Source organism: Vibrio sp. ArtGut-C1 (assembly GCF_002105475.1).
GTDB classification, from domain to species: Bacteria; Pseudomonadota; Gammaproteobacteria; order Enterobacterales; family Vibrionaceae; genus Vibrio; species Vibrio diabolicus.
The window spans coordinates 69,812-86,447 of the sequence record NZ_NCTH01000007.1; the positions used below are offsets into that span (position 1 = coordinate 69,812).

At 46.5% G+C, this 16,636-nt stretch carries 15 protein-coding genes; 11 read left to right on the top strand and 4 right to left on the bottom strand.

Annotated elements, in window-relative coordinates:
* Nucleotides 1-90: 90 nt before the first annotated feature.
* The 7 genes from B7360_RS08215 to B7360_RS08245 all read left to right on the top strand — a co-directional run bounded on the left by B7360_RS08215 (nt 91) and on the right by B7360_RS08245 (nt 7,131).
* Nucleotides 91-570 (top strand): Lrp/AsnC family transcriptional regulator, encoded by a 480-nt coding sequence (locus B7360_RS08215; protein WP_006741393.1) that lies wholly within the window; start codon nt 91-93, stop codon nt 568-570.
* 155 nt (nt 571-725) lie between these two features.
* Nucleotides 726-2,246: an NAD-dependent succinate-semialdehyde dehydrogenase gene (locus B7360_RS08220; protein ID WP_085343262.1), complete on the top strand. Its 1,521-nt coding sequence runs from the start codon at nt 726-728 to the stop codon at nt 2,244-2,246.
* A 41-nt stretch (nt 2,247-2,287) separates the two neighbouring features.
* Nucleotides 2,288-3,694: an aspartate aminotransferase family protein gene (locus B7360_RS08225; protein ID WP_053808062.1), complete on the top strand. Its 1,407-nt coding sequence runs from the start codon at nt 2,288-2,290 to the stop codon at nt 3,692-3,694.
* 86 nt (nt 3,695-3,780) lie between these two features.
* A complete protein-coding gene (eutB, locus tag B7360_RS08230) occupies nt 3,781-4,755 on the top strand; it encodes a hydroxyectoine utilization dehydratase EutB (RefSeq protein WP_085343263.1) in 975 nt (324 codons plus the stop codon).
* A 14-nt stretch (nt 4,756-4,769) separates the two neighbouring features.
* Nucleotides 4,770-5,729 carry a cyclodeaminase gene (locus B7360_RS08235; protein WP_085343264.1) on the top strand — a complete coding sequence of 320 codons (960 nt, stop codon included), beginning with the start codon at nt 4,770-4,772 and terminating at the stop codon, nt 5,727-5,729.
* 56 nt (nt 5,730-5,785) lie between these two features.
* A complete protein-coding gene (locus tag B7360_RS08240; protein ID WP_085343265.1) occupies nt 5,786-6,562 on the top strand; it encodes an Asp/Glu racemase in 777 nt (258 codons plus the stop codon).
* Nucleotides 6,563-6,609: 47 nt separating this feature from the next.
* Complete coding sequence (locus B7360_RS08245) at nt 6,610-7,131, top strand: DUF2058 domain-containing protein (protein WP_006741387.1); 522 nt, start codon at nt 6,610-6,612, stop codon at nt 7,129-7,131.
* A 93-nt stretch (nt 7,132-7,224) separates the two neighbouring features.
* On the opposite strand, the gene B7360_RS08250 is transcribed toward B7360_RS08245, so the two are convergent.
* The 3 genes from B7360_RS08250 to B7360_RS08260 all read right to left on the bottom strand — a co-directional run bounded on the left by B7360_RS08250 (nt 7,225) and on the right by B7360_RS08260 (nt 9,184).
* The gene (locus B7360_RS08250; RefSeq protein WP_006741386.1) at nt 7,225-7,839 is read right to left on the bottom strand and encodes a LysE family translocator; all 615 of its coding nucleotides are present in this window, start codon (nt 7,837-7,839) and stop codon (nt 7,225-7,227) included.
* Nucleotides 7,840-7,918: 79 nt separating this feature from the next.
* Nucleotides 7,919-8,311 carry a ribosome recycling factor family protein gene (locus B7360_RS08255; protein ID WP_085343266.1) on the bottom strand — a complete coding sequence of 131 codons (393 nt, stop codon included), beginning with the start codon at nt 8,309-8,311 and terminating at the stop codon, nt 7,919-7,921.
* 3 nt (nt 8,312-8,314) lie between these two features.
* Nucleotides 8,315-9,184 (bottom strand): LysR family transcriptional regulator, encoded by an 870-nt coding sequence (locus B7360_RS08260; RefSeq protein ID WP_085343267.1) that lies wholly within the window; start codon nt 9,182-9,184, stop codon nt 8,315-8,317.
* A 105-nt stretch (nt 9,185-9,289) separates the two neighbouring features.
* Between B7360_RS08260 and B7360_RS08265 the strand changes: the two genes are divergently transcribed.
* Nucleotides 9,290-10,546: an adenylosuccinate synthase gene (locus B7360_RS08265; protein ID WP_085343268.1), complete on the top strand. Its 1,257-nt coding sequence runs from the start codon at nt 9,290-9,292 to the stop codon at nt 10,544-10,546.
* A gap of 370 nt (nt 10,547-10,916) precedes the next feature.
* Nucleotides 10,917-11,981 carry an L-asparaginase 2 gene (gene ansB, locus B7360_RS08270; protein ID WP_085343269.1) on the top strand — a complete coding sequence of 355 codons (1,065 nt, stop codon included), beginning with the start codon at nt 10,917-10,919 and terminating at the stop codon, nt 11,979-11,981.
* Between the two features lie 80 nt (nt 11,982-12,061).
* Here the strand turns inward: ansB and B7360_RS08275 are convergent, their stop codons facing one another.
* Nucleotides 12,062-12,898, bottom strand: coding sequence for a pyruvate, water dikinase regulatory protein (locus B7360_RS08275; protein ID WP_005392709.1), 837 nt, complete (start codon nt 12,896-12,898; stop codon nt 12,062-12,064).
* A gap of 251 nt (nt 12,899-13,149) precedes the next feature.
* Here B7360_RS08275 and ppsA point away from each other — a divergent pair, with 251 nt between their 5' ends.
* Together ppsA and B7360_RS08285 are read left to right on the top strand one after the other, a co-directional pair.
* Nucleotides 13,150-15,522 carry a phosphoenolpyruvate synthase gene (gene ppsA, locus B7360_RS08280; protein WP_085343270.1) on the top strand — a complete coding sequence of 791 codons (2,373 nt, stop codon included), beginning with the start codon at nt 13,150-13,152 and terminating at the stop codon, nt 15,520-15,522.
* A 170-nt stretch (nt 15,523-15,692) separates the two neighbouring features.
* Nucleotides 15,693-16,472: a hypothetical protein gene (locus B7360_RS08285; protein ID WP_006741381.1), complete on the top strand. Its 780-nt coding sequence runs from the start codon at nt 15,693-15,695 to the stop codon at nt 16,470-16,472.
* Nucleotides 16,473-16,636 lie beyond the last annotated feature (164 nt).

Here is a 16,636-nt window from a genome sequence, read left to right on the forward strand (position 1 = left end):
AGAAAAAGGAGTGGCCTTCGGGCCACCTTATAGCGGTTGACCAGTCATCAACTATTCTGAACTGATTGGTATTTTACAGGGAGACCAATTATGCGCCTCGATCGCTACGACGTAAAAATTTTACAAATACTTCATGACAATGGCCGTATTACCAAATCTCACCTTGCCGAGGCCATTAACCTATCTGTGAGCCCTTGCTGGGAGCGTGTCAAAAAACTGGAAGAAGCAGGCATCATTGAAGGCTATGGGGCAAAAGTAAATACCGATGTTTTGTTCAAACGAACGTCGGTCATGGTTGAAGTTACGCTCAAAGAGCACAGCGCCCAAGCGTTCAAACGTTTCGAGCAACTGGTTCAACACTCACCAGAAGTCACTGATTGTTATGCCACAGGCGGCGGTGTCGATTACATACTCAAAATTCAGTCGGAAGATATTGATCAATATCAGCGGCTTATCGACAACTGGTTAGAGTCAGAAGTGGGCATTGAGCGCTACTTTACTTACATCGTGACGAAAACAATCAAACGTGATGCAGGCACATTAGAAGTGAACCAAAACGCCTTGTTCTAAAAGGGAAAACACGCTTAAAAGACAACCAGAAAAATCACCATATCTAACGGTGTGGAAAAGAAAGTTTTGATGGTTTAAACCTCGGCATCAGAAATTATTTCGGTCACTTCTCCATTACAGTTTAACTATGGACAACGACGCTGGGAGAAGGACTCATGACAGCACTGCACAGCTCACATGCTGAGGAATTAAAAGCCTCGCACGACATGATGGCGATAATGAAAGACGTACGTTTGGTGAGAGGTTTAGCGTACGTAAATGGCAAATGGGTAAGTGGTGACCAATTTCATCCGGTGGATAATCCAGCGGATGGTACGGTCATCGGCTACATTACCAAGCTATCTCAGCAACAACTCTATCAAGCGATTGATGAAGCCGACCAAGCCTTTCGTCAATGGCGAAAAATGCAAGCAGAAGAACGCGCTGAAATTCTCATGCGTTGGCACGATCTGATTTTAGAATCAAAACAAGATCTTGCTCGTTTGATGGTTATGGAGCAAGGCAAAATATTAGGTGATGCTTTGGGTGAAATCGACTACGGCGCATCCTTTGTTCGCTGGTTTGCAGAGGAAGCACGCCGCAGCTATGGCGAAACCATCCCAAGTCATATTCCGAATGCGCAACTATCGACGATACGCGAGCCGATTGGTGTCGCAGCTCTGATTACACCATGGAATTTTCCTAATGCAATGGTCACCCGTAAAGCCGCCGCAGCATTAGCTATAGGCTGTCCGGTGCTCATCAAACCTGCCAGTGAAACGCCTTTCTCCGCATTGGCCTTGGCAGAATTAGCAGACCGAGCTGGCTTTCCACCTGGTGTATTTAACGTGATCACTGGCGATGCGGTGATGGTGTCACAAACCTTGTGTCACTCCGATAAAGTCAAAGCACTCTCGTTCACAGGTTCAACTCGAGTGGGTAAGTTGTTGCTGCGCGACGCGGCACAAACCGTGAAGAAGTGCAGCATGGAGCTCGGCGGTAATGCCCCTTTCATCGTGCTGCCAGATATGGATGTCGAGCAAGCAGCCAAAGCTGCCGTGGATGCCAAGTTTCAAACAGCAGGACAAGACTGCTTGGCCGCAAACCGTATTTTCGTCCCCGAAGATAAGTACGAAGCATTTTTGGAAGCGTTTGCCAAAGAAATGAGCCACATCGTTTTAGGCAATGGTTTAGATGAAAAAGCCACCATGGGGCCGCTGATCAATCGCACTGCGGTGGATAAAGCGCATGATTTGGTGCGTGACGCACTCGACAAAGGCGCGCGATTGGTAGCGGGATACCACCAGCCCGTATCAGGCGAAAACTTCTTTGCGCCGACATTGCTGGCCGATGTCACCCCAGACATGGCGGTGTATCGCGAAGAGAATTTTTGTCCTGTGGCAGGCGTGTTGCCTTACCAAGACTTAGATACCGTGATTGAAATGAGCAACGACACTGAGTACGGCTTAGCTGCCTATGTTTATGGTCACGATATTCACCAAATTTGGCGCTGCATGCGTGGTTTGGAATTTGGCATGGTGAGCGTGAACTCCGTCAAGATGACTGGCCACCCTATCCCATTTGGCGGTGTGAAACAGTCAGGGCTTGGACGAGAAGGCAGTCGCCACGGCTTTGAAGAATACAGTGAAATCAAATACTGCTGTTTAGGCGCTTTACCAACCGTCAGTGGCAGTTAAGGCACGAAATATGGATATCCAATTATTCGAGGAGAAGGATCATGAGCAACAAAACCCAACAACTTTTAGAGATCGACCGTCAGAGAGTATTTCATGCCTCAACCCACCTGAAGCAGTATGCGGCTGGGGAGCTTTCGGGAAGAATTATCTCGAGCGGAAGCGGAATACGCATCACCGATTCAGAAGGCATCGAGCTGATAGACGGCTTTGCCGGGTTGTATTGTGTGAACATTGGCTATGGCAGGACTGAAATGGCCGATGCTATTTATGAACAAGCCAAAGAGCTGGCGTACTACCACACTTACGTCGGTCATACGAACGAAGCACTAGTGACACTGTCAGATCGCATCATCAAAATGGCGCCTGAAGGCATGAGTAAAGTCTACTACGGCATGTCAGGCAGTGATGCGAACGAAACTCAACTTAAGTTGGTGTGGTATTACAACAATGCTCGTGGTCTACCAGAGAAGAAAAAAATTATCTCCCGTGATCGCGGCTACCATGGCTCAAGTATCGCTTCGGGTTCAATGACAGGGCTGCCTCTTTTCCACGCACATTTTGATTTACCACTTGAGCGCATCAAGCACACCATGGCGCCGTATTACTATCGCCGTGAAGACGAGAGCATGTCTGAGCTTGAATTCTCTCAATATTGTGCGGATCAACTCGAAGCGATGATCTTGGAAGAAGGCCCAGAAACGGTAGCAGCGATGATTGCGGAGCCAGTGCTCGGTACTGGTGGTATTGTGCCACCACCAGAAGGGTACTGGCAGGCGATTCGTAAAGTACTCGACAAATACGATGTACTCTTGATTGCGGATGAAGTGGTCTGTGGCTTTGGCCGCCTCGGCTCCGATTTTGGCTCACTGCACTACGACATGAAACCGGATCTCATCACGGTAGCAAAAGGGTTAACCTCAGCGTATCAACCGCTGTCTGGCGTGATCGTCGGTGAACGAGTTTGGAGTGTGCTAGAAAACGGCACCGACCAATGGGGCGCTATCGGACACGGTTATACCTACTCCGGTCACCCAATGGGAGCGGCAGCCGCGAACTGCAACCTCGATATCATTGAACGTGAAGGCCTGGTGCAAAACGCAGCCGAAGTCGGCGCTTACTTGCAGCAACGTATGGCGGAGACGTTTAACGATCATCCATTGGTCGGTGATACTCGTGGCGTTGGCTTGTTGCATGCGTTGGAGTTTTCTTCAGACAAACTCCGCCGAGCACACTTTGATCCAAACTTGAAAGTGGGTCCGCAAATCGCGGCAGCCTGCTTAGAGCAAGGCTTAATCGCTCGTGCCATGCCACATGGTGACATCCTCGGCTTTGCTCCACCGCTTATCGCGAATCGTAATGACATCGACACTATTGTCGACAAAGCGCACCAAGCGGTCAATAAAGTGATGGATAACCTCGTCACGTCTAAACAGTGGCAGCCAAAATAGCCGCGAATTAACCAACTCACAAACCTACCAATGATTACCGCCCCCTCTGACCAAATTAGAGGGGGCGGTCCTAAGAGACGTACTACATGGAAACACAAGCAATCTTTGCCGCAAAGAAAGCGATTAACGGATTAGTCAGTCGCACACCATTACTTCACTCACCACTGTTATCGCAACAATATCAATGTGAAATTTGGTTAAAACTGGAAACACTACAACCTATTGGTGCTTTTAAATTGCGTGGAGCGACTCATGCCATGAACAAACTGAGTGAGGAACAAAAACAACATGGCGTCGTCACTTGCTCTACTGGTAATCACGGCCGTGCCGTGGCTTATGCTGGGCAACGACTAGGAGTCCGCACCGTGATTTGTATGTCCAATTTAGTGCCACAAAACAAAGTCGACGCAATTAAAGCATTAGGCGCAGAAGTTCGAATTGTTGGGCAAGCTCAAGACGACGCGGAGCGAGAAGCATTGAGGCTAACAGAAGAAGCGTCGATGACCTATCTCTCACCATTCGAACACCCAGACATCATCGCCGGACAAGGGACCATTGGGCTAGAAATCATTGAAGATCTTCCTGATGTCGACGTCATTTTCGCCGGGTTATCTGGCGGCGGATTGATTGGTGGTATTGGCTTAGCCGCAAAATCAAACAGCAGCAAAGTGAACGTGTATGGCGTTTCCATGGACAAAGGCGCTGCGATGGTAGAAAGCATTAAAGCAGGAAAACCAGTACAAGTTGAAGAGCACGAATCGTTTGCTGACAGCTTAGGTGGCGGCATAGGTTTAGACAATCGCTATACCTTCAAACTCGTGCAAGAAGTCATGGATAAAGCGTTTTTAGTCAGTGAACACAACATCGCCAAAGGCATGGCAGATATTTTCGATGCAGAAAAATTTGCCGTAGAAGGCGCAGCCGCAGTGGGGCTTGCCGCCATTCACCAGCATCAACTGGACTTACGCGGTAAGAAAGTCGTTTTGGTGCTCAGTGGAAAAAACGTCTCTTCAGACACTTTTGAGACGGCATTAAAAATTGGCCGCCAAGTCAAAGAATAACCGAGGTCGTGCGAATGAAAATCTATAATAAATCTCAGATAGAGCAAGTGACTCAGTTAGATCTTAATGCGTTAGCGGCCGTGGAAAATGGCTTCAAAGCACTTGGGCAAGGCAACATCACCATGCCTCCGATTCTTAGTATGGCAATCGAAGAACATAACGGCGAAGTGGATGTAAAAACGGCGCATATCAAAGGCAATGAGCGCTTCGCGATAAAAATCAGCCCAGGTTTTTTTGATAACCCAAAACTGGGACTACCCAGCCTAAATGGTTTGATGGTGCTCTTTAGCGCGAAAACAGGGCTGGTTGATAGCGTATTGTTTGACGAAGGGTATCTAACCGACATTCGTACTGCTCTCGCCGGCGCTATCTCCGCGAAATACCTGTCGAACTCAGAAGCATCCAAAATTACGGTTATTGGCAGTGGGCTTCAAGCAGAACTCCAAGTCGCTGCAATAAAATTAGTTAGGCCAATCTCCCAAGTGAACATCTGGGCAAGAGACAACACAAAATCGCAGGCTTACAAACAACGTATGGAGCAACGATACGATCTATCCGTATCCGTACACTCCTCTATCCAGCAAGCATGCCAAGAAGCCGACATTATTGTCACGACAACACCATCAAAAGAACCTTTGCTGAATTGGGAAGATATCCCATCCGGAGCACACGTGATCGCTATGGGTTCAGACAGCCCTCATAAACGTGAGCTTGCCACCTCAGTCATCCTAAACGCTGAGCATCTGGTGGTTGATCGAATCAGTCAGTCAGAATCACTTGGCGAATTACGTGGTGTAGACAAACCGCTCACCCGTAGCCTAGTCGAACTTGGCGACATCATTTGCGGCAAGCACCTCTACTCAAGGCGTGTTGACGATGTTTCGGTATGTGATTTAACGGGAACTGGCGTTCAAGACACCGCAATCGCTGACTATACCGCTCAACAACTCACCAGCATTCAATCCACGATGTAACTTATTCCCTGTGACTTTGGCGGTGGGCAACCACCGCACTTTTTGAGGGCCGTAACATGCCAGAGCTCTGTACGTTTCAATCTTTAACCACTCAGTTTGAGTTTTCGGCGGATGTATCCGCTTATCAACGTTCAATCGGACTCATTCAACTCGCGACCGACTATGTGCTAGAAAACGAATGGCGCGAGCATTTACCCGCAGATGTTCGCTTATACACTTCACGCTTTCTCACTACAGGTACTGTCGATCCTCTGCACTTAACAGACATGCAAAACAGTATCCGCGAGTGTGTACGCACCATCGTGCCAATGTGGCCAATCAACGTCATGGCGTTTGGCTGTACGTCAGCTAGTGTGCTCATTGGCTCCGATAAAATCACTGATTTAATTCGTCAAGAGAGACCCGAAGCCATAACAACTAACCCTTGGCAAGCCGCACTGAGAGCGCTTGAACACCATCAAGCTCAAAGAATCGTTATGCTGACGCCGTATACTAATGACGTCAATCACCCACTTTATGAGTCCATGACCGAACATGGCATTGACGTTCTGGCCTTTGGGTATTTCAATCTCGACTACGATCCCCATATCCCAACCATTGGAGGACAAGACATAGAAAATGCCTTAGCGCAGCTGCTTGAGTCGATTGATTGCACTGTGGACGCGGTATTTATTTCATGCACGAACATGCGAGTCATGCATCTACTGCCTTATTTCTCAAGCCGCTTTGGTATTCCTGTACTAAGCTCCAACCAAGTGATGCTTTGGGACGCATTGCGTTTGCTTGAGTCCGATAATTTCTCCGACGTGTCATCATCGCCCTTTCCTTGCTGATAAGGACTCGCTAAAATGCACAAAATTGCGCACTAACTGGATGAAACATGGCAAAACTTACCCTTCAAGAACAAATGCTGAAAGCTGGCTTAGTTAATGAAAAGAAACTAAAGAAAGCGAAGAAAGGCTCTAAAAAATCACGCGTTCAAGCACGCGAAGTAAAAGCGGCGGTTGAAGAGAATAAACGCCAACAGTTAGAGCGTGATAAACAATTGAGCGAACAGCAAAATGCCGAGCGTTTGAATAAAGAGATCAAAGCGCAAATCAATCAATTGATTGAGATGAACAAGATCGACTTAAAAGATGGCGATATTAAGTACAACTTCACCCATGGCACCTTGGTTAAGTCACTGTATGTTGATGCTCTCATCCGTGAACAGTTGATTAAAGGCATTCTAGCCATTGCGATTGTCGGTGAAAGCTACGTTGTCATTCCACGCGGAGTAGCGAATAAAATTGCTCAACGTGATGAATCCGTCATCATCGAACAGAAAGAACCAGAATCGGACATTCCAGCAGAAGACGACCCATACGCAGATTTCGTCGTGCCAGATGACTTGATGTGGTAACAACAAACAATAGATGCATCAACGAAAAGAGCCGCTGATATAACATCAGCGGCTCTTTTTAATAGAAAAAATACGCTATAGAAATGATGTGCGTTATTGCTTGCTTAGTAGCAAATTCACACCAGATGCGGCTAAAAACAGCGAACATCCCCGATTAAAACGTTTTGCCATTTTTGGATTTGAAAACCAGTGTCTAAGGTACAAACCAAAAATCGCGTAAATTGAAATGGCGACCATTTCTAAAATCAAAAACGTGGAGCCAAGGGCAAAAAACTGCTCTTGAACGTTGGCGTTCACGTCTACAAACTGCGGCAAAAATGCAGTAAAAATAAGAATCGCCTTCGGGTTACCGGCGGCAAGCGTAAACTCTTGTTTCGCAAGCCCTGCATAGTTGCGTGAGTTAGTTAACTCAGAGATCGGGCTCGATTCCGAACGCCAAAGGTTGAATGCAATCCACAATAGATACAACGCCCCCACCAGCTTTAACGCTAAAAACAGCATTTCTGATGTGTACAAAATCACGGCGAGCCCAGAGGCAGACAGCGCGATCATGCCAGAAAATGCCGTAATACGCCCTAAACTAGCGACAAACGCGGCACGAAAACCGTAACAACGCGCATTATTCATTGCCAATAAGTTGTTTGGGCCTGGAGTCATATTCAGAGCAAAGCAAGCGGGAATAAAAAGGAGGAGCTTCCAAATATCCATGATAAAAAATGGCCTTAATTTTTAGTAATAGCCCGCACCGTAACATTGGCTGCTAGAATGAGTAAATAAAAATTCTACGCTAGAGCATTTCCGCTTCAAACCGAGCTGCTCTGGCTTGCGCAATCGTACAGTGCGTTTCTGTCATCAACTCTGCCAAGGTGATATTTGGGTTTTGCACCACCAACCGAATCAGTTTTTCTTCTAACGGTTCCAGTTTGTCCTGATGAACGGATAACCCTTTCTCCAACTTTTTCATCACAAACCTTAGCTCTTCACACTGCCCTGCTTTTAGCTGATCAAGTAACGCTTTTAAGTTCAAAGCTTCTCCAGAAACTTGCCAATGACGAGAACGCCTAACTCGCTTAACGTCACACCCGCAATCCGCCGCAATGACTTTAATGCGTTTAGCATTCTCACCGCCAATGCGATGAATCAGAGAGGGAAGCGAAACAATAATGTTGTCATCGTTCATCCGTTACTCTCCCACCACTGACACATTCTCTCCAACCCAACTGAGTAGCTGTTTGGCGGCTTTGGAGAGTACCTGATTTTGGCGCACAATGTAGCCGAAATCGGTGTTTGGAAAACTAGGTAAAGGCGTAACTTCTCGGGAAAGCATTAGCCTCGGATCAAGAGAGAAATCCGGCACAATGGCGGTCCCAAATCCTGCTTCTGCCCAGTCGATTTGTGCTTCCACACTGCCCACTTCCATCACGCGATGCTTAGGCAGATTTAACTCAGGTAAAGACGCATCTATCAGCTCACGGGTTCGCGTGTCGTGCCCTAGCAGAATCAACGTCTGGCTCTCTTTTCGATTGTCCTGCCACTCAAAAATGTTATCGCCAAACGCACACCAGTGAATTTGCGTGAGAGGCGTAAAATGCAGCGGTTGACTCTCTTTTTGTGCGATAACAAAGCCGATATCGGCACGCGCACTTTTCACCAAATCCACCGCTTGAGAAGACGTGGTATTGAACAATGCCAAGTCGATACCCGGGTATTCACTTTTGAATTGCTGGAACGGTTTGATAAGCAGTAAACGTGAAACGATATCGCTCGCCGCAATAGAAAGCGTCCCCTGCGTAAGATCGTTGATGGCATTGAGATCCGACTGACAAATTTGCAGCTCATTGAGCATTCGCTGAGCCGTATCTAACAAACGCTTTCCCGCTTGCGTCAACTGCACAGGATTTCGCTCAATCAGTTTAGTGCGCGTGGCCTGCTCCAACTGTTTGATATGCAAACTTACGTTCGGCTGCGTCATGTGCAGTTCCGTCGCTGTTTTGCCGAAATGTTTTACCTCTGCAAGAGTTACGAAGGTTCGCAGCCAATTCAAATCTAACATTGCCAATTCCGATATGAGATTCTTATCAAGCTAATGAGTATAATTAATTTCTCTTATTATGGCGAACACCTTAAGATTTTTGCATCTGTTTTTGGAGATTAAATTATGTCGTCTATCGTTGTTGTGGGTGCAAACTGGGGTGATGAAGGCAAAGGCCGCATCGTTGACTTTTTGGCAGAGCAAGCTTCTGCGAGCATTCGTTTTCAAGGTGGTAACAACGCGGGTCACACCGTGGTTAACGACCTAGGTACGTTCAAGCTGCACCAGCTACCAAGTGGCGTATTCAACCCTGACTGTTTGGCAGTATTAGGTCCGGGTATGGTTATCAGCCCTGCGTTGCTGTCTCAGGAGATTGCGGAAGTTGAAGAAGCGGGCGTAAAAGTGAATATGTGCATCTCTGATCGCGCAACACTGTGTCTACCTCTACACGCACTAGAAGATACGCTGGAAGAACAACGTTTAGGCGACAAAGCATACGGTTCAACTCGTCAAGGTATTGCACCTGCGTACGGTGACCGCGTAATGAAGAAAGGCATTCTTGTTGGTTGGTTGAAGCAACCAGAAGTATTGGTTGAACGCCTTCAATTCATGATGGATTGGAAACTTCCGCAACTGCGTGCGCTCTACCCAACATTCGAGTTTGAACAAACCGCTGAAGAAATGGCGAACTGGTTGCTAGAAGTGTCTGCACCTTGGCGCGATTCAATTTGCAACGTAACGCTTCCTCTGAAAGCGCTACAAGCAAAAGACAAAACTCTATTGTTCGAAGCGCAGCTTGGCGCGGGTCGTGACCTTGTTTACGGTGAGTACCCTTGGACAACGTCTTCTAACGTTGTATCAATGTACGCGGGTATCGGCAGTGGTCTTCCAGCACTTCGTCCTGAACGCGTTATTGCGGTTGCAAAAGCATTCAGCTCATCAGTAGGTACTGGTACGTTGATCACTGCAATGGAAGAGCAAGATGCTTTCCGAGAACTTGCAGGCGAGTTCGGTGCAACTACAGGTCGTCCGCGCGATATGGGCTACTTCGACGCAGTCGCTACGAAGAACGGTGTTGAACTGCAAGCAGCAACTGAAATTGCGCTAACTAAAGTAGACTGTTTGACTGGTCTTAACGATCTGAAAATCTGTGTTGGCTACGAAGGCGACCACAGCGAAAACCCAATCTGGCCTCAAACTGCATCTCTTGCGCCAATCTACGAGAAGATGGAAAGCTGGAGCGAGGACATCACAGGTTGTCGTAAGTTTGAAGAGCTTCCAGTAGCAGCACAGAAATACGTTCTACGCATTGAGGAACTGATGGGCGTACCAGTAAAAATGGTGTCTGTGGGTCCTGGTCGTGAACAAATGATTATGCGATAAGATGTGAATTAACACATCATTGGCAAGCGGCTTTTATCTGTTCCGGGGTAAAGCCGCTTTTTTTTACACTGTAAACTTTGAAGAAATTGCACTTCTCAATTCGTGTTTAGTAACCTAATCGCGCCTCCCTTCCCTCTTTATTTATCAATCAATAGATTAGAGCATATAACGCATTGTGCACGTTATTAGTACATCTCACTTGTTAAAGAAGCACGTTATTTAAGTTAATTGTTTGAATTAATGTTCTTTAACTGATTGCTTGATCACGATCTTCATCTGCAATTTGTTGAACTAGTGCTCAAAAAATCTAACCCGCTGTTTTTAGGATAGATGAGTTCCCCAACATCCAACCTAACAGCAGGTGATTCCCATGACGAAAAATCTTTTCCGCCTCAGTACGATAACTCTCGGTTTATGCATCAGTTCGTTCTCTTTTGCGCAATCCGATCTTCCGAACATTAAAATCCTTGCCACTGGTGGCACCATAGCTGGAGCAGGTCAATCTGCGACAGAGTCAAACTACACCGCAGGTAAAGTCGGTGTCGAATCATTGATTTCTGCCGTTCCGAGCATGACCAACATTGCCGATATTTCCGGAGAGCAAGTGGTCAGTATTGGTTCACAAGATATGAATGATGAGGTATGGCTTAAATTAGCCAAACGAGTCAACGAACTGCTCGCTCAAGATGATATTGACGGTATCGTCATTACTCATGGTACCGATACATTAGAGGAAACCGCTTACTTCCTTGATCTGACCGTCAAGAGCAAAAAGCCAGTCGTGATTGTCGGTGCAATGCGTCCTTCCACCGCAATGAGTGCTGATGGCCCAGTTAATTTATACAACGCCGTCGTGACAGCAACCGATGAAGATTCTGAAGGGCGCGGCGTGTTAGTCGCGATGAATGACACTATATTCGATGCGCGAGACGTAACTAAAACAAACACCACTTCCGTCAGTACTTTCCAGTCACCTAACTTTGGCCCTATCGGCTACATTCATAATAGCGATGCCAAATATCAACGAAGCCCAGAGCGTAAACACACCACAGAAACACCATTCGATGTATCAAAACTCAACACACTACCTAAAGTAGGCATTGTTTATAACTATGCAAATGCGTCGAGCTTACCAGTCAAAGCCTTTGTGGATGCGAAGTTTGACGGTATTGTAAGTGCTGGTGTGGGTAATGGTAACTTGTACCACACGGTCTTTGATGAGCTAGAAAAAGCGAGCAAAGATGGCCTTGTTGTTGTAAGAAGCTCCCGAACGCCTAGCGGCTCAACCACTTTGGATGCTGAAATTGATGACGACAAATATGGCTTTGTTGCCTCAGGCACACTAAACCCACAAAAAGCACGTATCTTACTGATGCTGTCACTTACTCAAACCAAAAACTATCAAGACATCCAAAAGATGTTCCAATACTATTAATTCTGTGTAAGGCATCTTTAGATGCACAAGAGGAGGCATTACTCGCCTCCTCTTGCACACGACAATGTTGGCGCCCCGTATTAACCAAACAAACGGCGTTTCATCCCTGCTTTTTCAAGAATACGCGTTGTGATCTCTTCCACAGATAGAGAGGACGTATTGATGTATGGGATCGCCTCTCTTCTAAACAACGCCTCTACGGTGTCTAGCTCCAACTTACACTGCTCAGTACTGGCGTAATCACTTCCAGACAAACGATTCTCACGGATTTCAGTCAAACGTTCAGGGTCGATAGTAAGCCCGAATAATTTATGACGATGGATCTCAAACTCAGGCAACAAGCGCATCATCTTCACGTCTTCCGCGATAAATGGATAGTTCACGACACGCAAACCAAACTGCATCGCCATATATAGGCTGGTGGGGGTTTTCCCGCTGCGCGATACTCCCAGCAGGATGATATCGGCTTGCTCCAACCCTTTTAGCGTGATGCCATCATCATGCGCCAATGTATATTCAATGGCCGCGATACGATCGAAATAGGTATCGGAATCTTTCCCCACACTGCGAGAACGCTGCAACTTGGGTTTTGGCGCCATCTGAATGTCGTCTTGCACTTTCTGTACAATGCTTTCCAACACATCGTAGCTGTATGCAGGCGCTTCCAGCAGCATTTCACGTACGTCTGGCACCACGATAGAGAAAAACACCAGAGGTTTGACGCCATTGCGTTGGTAGGAAGTTTCAATTTCTTTTACAACGTCAGCAACTTTGTCCTGGCTTTCTACGAACGGAAAGGTTTTTTCGTTAGGAATGAACGGAAATTGACCGAGAACAACATGCCCTAATGTCTCACATGTTATCGCCGTACCGTCAGAAACATAGAACACATCACGACTTTGGTTATTTATTTGCATTTCTGTTTAATTTTTCAAAATCTTTTGAGTAGGATGGTAAACATAATATTAATAAATCAGTTTGGCTTTCAGTTAGGTTCACCACAGCTTTAAAAATTCTTTTGAATTTTTTTCAGCCAGAACGTAATCGTTTGCCTTTGATATCAATCTAAATGAAGCAATGTATGGTCAAAGTGTAATAACAGCCAACATGCGATTGTTTAGAGCGATTTAAGTCCCCCTACTAAGCTGCAATGTTTCTGGAGAAAGACATGCAAAAGAACACCCTCTGGTTCAATGGCCTATCCATGGATGATGTCGACAAAGTCGGCGGTAAGAATGCTTCACTTGGCGAAATGGTTTCTAACCTAGCGAACGCAGGCGTTTCTGTACCAAATGGTTTTGCGACAACCTCATACGCGTTTAACCAATTCCTTGACCACGAAGGTTTGGATGAGCGTATTCACCAATTACTTGATGAACTAGACGTTGAGGATGTGGAAGCTCTGCGTAAGACAGGTGCAACCATCCGTCAATGGGTATTAGAGGCCCCTTTCCCTGCGGACCTTGAACAAGAAATCCGTGAAAACTACCAAGAACTGATTGAAGGCAACCCTGAGCTTTCAGTCGCAGTTCGTTCGTCTGCTACAGCAGAAGACCTGCCTGATGCTTCTTTTGCTGGTCAGCAAGAAACGTTTTTGAACGTGAAAGGCATCGATGCAGTACTAGAAGCAACTAAGCACGTTTACGCTTCTCTATTTAACGACCGTGCGATCTCTTACCGTGTACACCAAGGTTTCGACCATCGTGGTATCTCACTATCTGCGGGTATCCAACGTATGGTGCGTTCAGACAAAGCTTCTTCGGGTGTGATGTTTACGCTTGATACTGAGTCTGGTTTCGACCAAGTTGTCTTCATCACCTCTTCATGGGGCCTAGGTGAAATGGTCGTTCAAGGCGCAGTAAACCCTGATGAATTCTACGTTCATAAGCCAATGCTTGAAGCAGGTGAGCACCCGATCGTTAAGAAAACATTTGGTTCTAAGTTGATCAAAATGATCTACTCTGACAACCAAGAGATCGGCAAACAAGTTGATATCGTTGATACTTCTGATGAAGAGCGCAACACATTCTCACTGAACGACGAAGAGATCAAAGAGCTCGCCAAACAAGCGATGATCATCGAGAAGCACTACCAGCGTCCAATGGACATTGAGTGGGCAAAAGATGGCATCGACGGCAAGCTGTACATTGTTCAAGCGCGTCCTGAAACCGTATGTTCACAAACGGAACAAAACGTGATTGAGCGCTACGAGCTACAGAACAAAGCAGATGTTTTGATTGAAGGTCGTGCAATCGGTCAACGTATCGGTAAAGGTGCAGTACGTTTGGTTGACTCTCTGGACCAAATGTCATTGGTTCAAGAAGGTGATGTGTTAGTTACAGACATGACTGACCCAGACTGGGAACCAGTGATGAAGAAAGCTTCTGCTATTGTTACCAACCGTGGCGGACGTACTTGTCACGCAGCAATCATTGCTCGTGAACTTGGTATTCCTGCAATCGTTGGCTGTGGCGATGCGACAAGCAAACTGACTGATGGCGCAACAGTGACAGTATCTTGTGCAGAAGGCGAAACGGGTTACGTTTACCAAGGTGAACTTGAGTTTGATGTAAAACGCTCTTCTGTTGATGAACTGCCACTACTGCCGACCAAAGTGATGATGAATGTGGGGAACCCAGATCGCGCATTCGACTTTGCTCAGATTCCAAACGAAGGTGTTGGTCTTGCTCGTCTAGAGTTCATCATCAACAAGATGATCGGTATTCACCCGAAAGCATTACTTAACTTTGATGCGCAAAGCGATGAGCTAAAAGCAGAAATTAAACAGCGCATTCGTGGTTACAAAGATCCTATCGATTTCTACGTGAGCAAGCTGACTGAAGGCATCGCGACTATCGCTTCTGCTTTCTGGCCAAAACGCGTCATCGTTCGTATGTCTGACTTTAAGTCGAACGAATACAGCAACTTGGTTGGTGGTAATGCCTACGAACCGCATGAAGAAAACCCAATGCTCGGCTTCCGTGGTGCGTCTCGTTACATTTCTCCAGTGTTTGAAGATTGCTTCGAGTTAGAAACTCAAGCTATCAAGCGCGTTCGTAACGAAATGGGTCTGAAGAACGTTGAAATAATGATCCCATTCGTGCGTACACCAAGCGAAGCTGCATCAGTGATTGATTTGCTAGCGAAGTTTGATCTGCGCCGTGGCGACCAAGGTCTTAAAGTCATCATGATGTGTGAACTGCCATCCAACGCGGTACTTGCCGATGAGTTCTTGAAGTACTTTGACGGCTTCTCGATTGGTTCAAACGACATGACTCAGCTAACGCTTGGTCTGGACCGTGACTCTGGCGACGTTGCTCACCTATTTGATGAGCGTAACGCAGCAGTGAAAATCATGCTGAAAATGGCAATAGACGCAGCAACCAAAGCTGGTAAGTACGTGGGTATTTGTGGTCAGGGCCCATCAGATCATGAAGATTTGGCGGAATGGTTGATGGAGCAAGGCATCAGCTCTGTTTCACTAAACCCAGACACCGTTATCGATACTTGGTTACAGCTCGGTAAAGTTAGCAGCAAGTAACGCGCTAAAAACTCAAGCCCTCACACTCCCCTTGTGAGGGCTTTGTTATTCATACGTCATTTCGCAATCAGTTCGTGATTCCTCTCTCAAGATCGCCATTTAGTCAATTTCATTATCAAAGTCTGATGACCTAGAATGAATGATGTATCGACAACTCCAGAGAGAATTTGATGAAAAAGTCTATCGCACTCATTACCACATTGATGCTCCTAGCATCTCCCGCTTACGCAGATTGGGATGATATTTCCAACAAAATGTCTGAGCTAGGCGAAGCGGTTTCTGATACTGCGCAAGATGCTTGGGACGATACCAAAGCCTTTTCAAAACAAGCGTGGCAAGATTTCACGAACTGGTCCGAGGAAGCAATCAATACCGCGGGCGAGTGGACAGAAGCTAGTATCGAGAAAAGCAAAGAATGGATAGATGCAGCCGACAAGAAAATTGATGAACTGATGGAAGGTGACACGCCAGAAGAAGCTCGCCAAGCCGTAGACTTAATGGCGGATAGTGCTTTGCTCAAGTTGTTTAATGAAAAGCCGGAGGCCAAAGCCATTTACGACAACGCTTACGGCTACGCGGTCTTTGATTCTCGTAAATTGTCTTTATTGTTTCACACCAACTCAGGGTCAGGTGTCGCAGTCAATAAGGAAACAGAAAAACGCACTTATATGAATATGTTTGGTTTGGGCGTCGCACTTGGGGCTGGCGGCAAGTTTTACCAACAAGTGATTCTGTTTGAAAGCAAAGAAGACTTTGATACGTTCGTCAACGAAGGATGGGAAGCGACCAGTGAAGCCTCTGCTGTAGCTGGCGAAGACTCAGAGCAACTTTCAAAGCAATTTAACAGTGGCGTCGCCGTTTATCAGTTGAATGCAAAAGGCTTGCTCATCGATGCCAACGTGTCTGGTTCTAAATATTGGGTTAACGAAGAGCTCACCAACTCGCAGTAACGCATAGCAACTAATTGCTTAAACAGAACGGTTGTTATGCACCCTTATCAATAAGTTAACGCAGCTATGACTCCTCAAAACTGAGTACTTGTGCAACTTTCTCATGGGAAGTCACCAGAAGATGGTGACTTCCCTTTCTCGTTGGATGGCTTTTCGTTATGCTT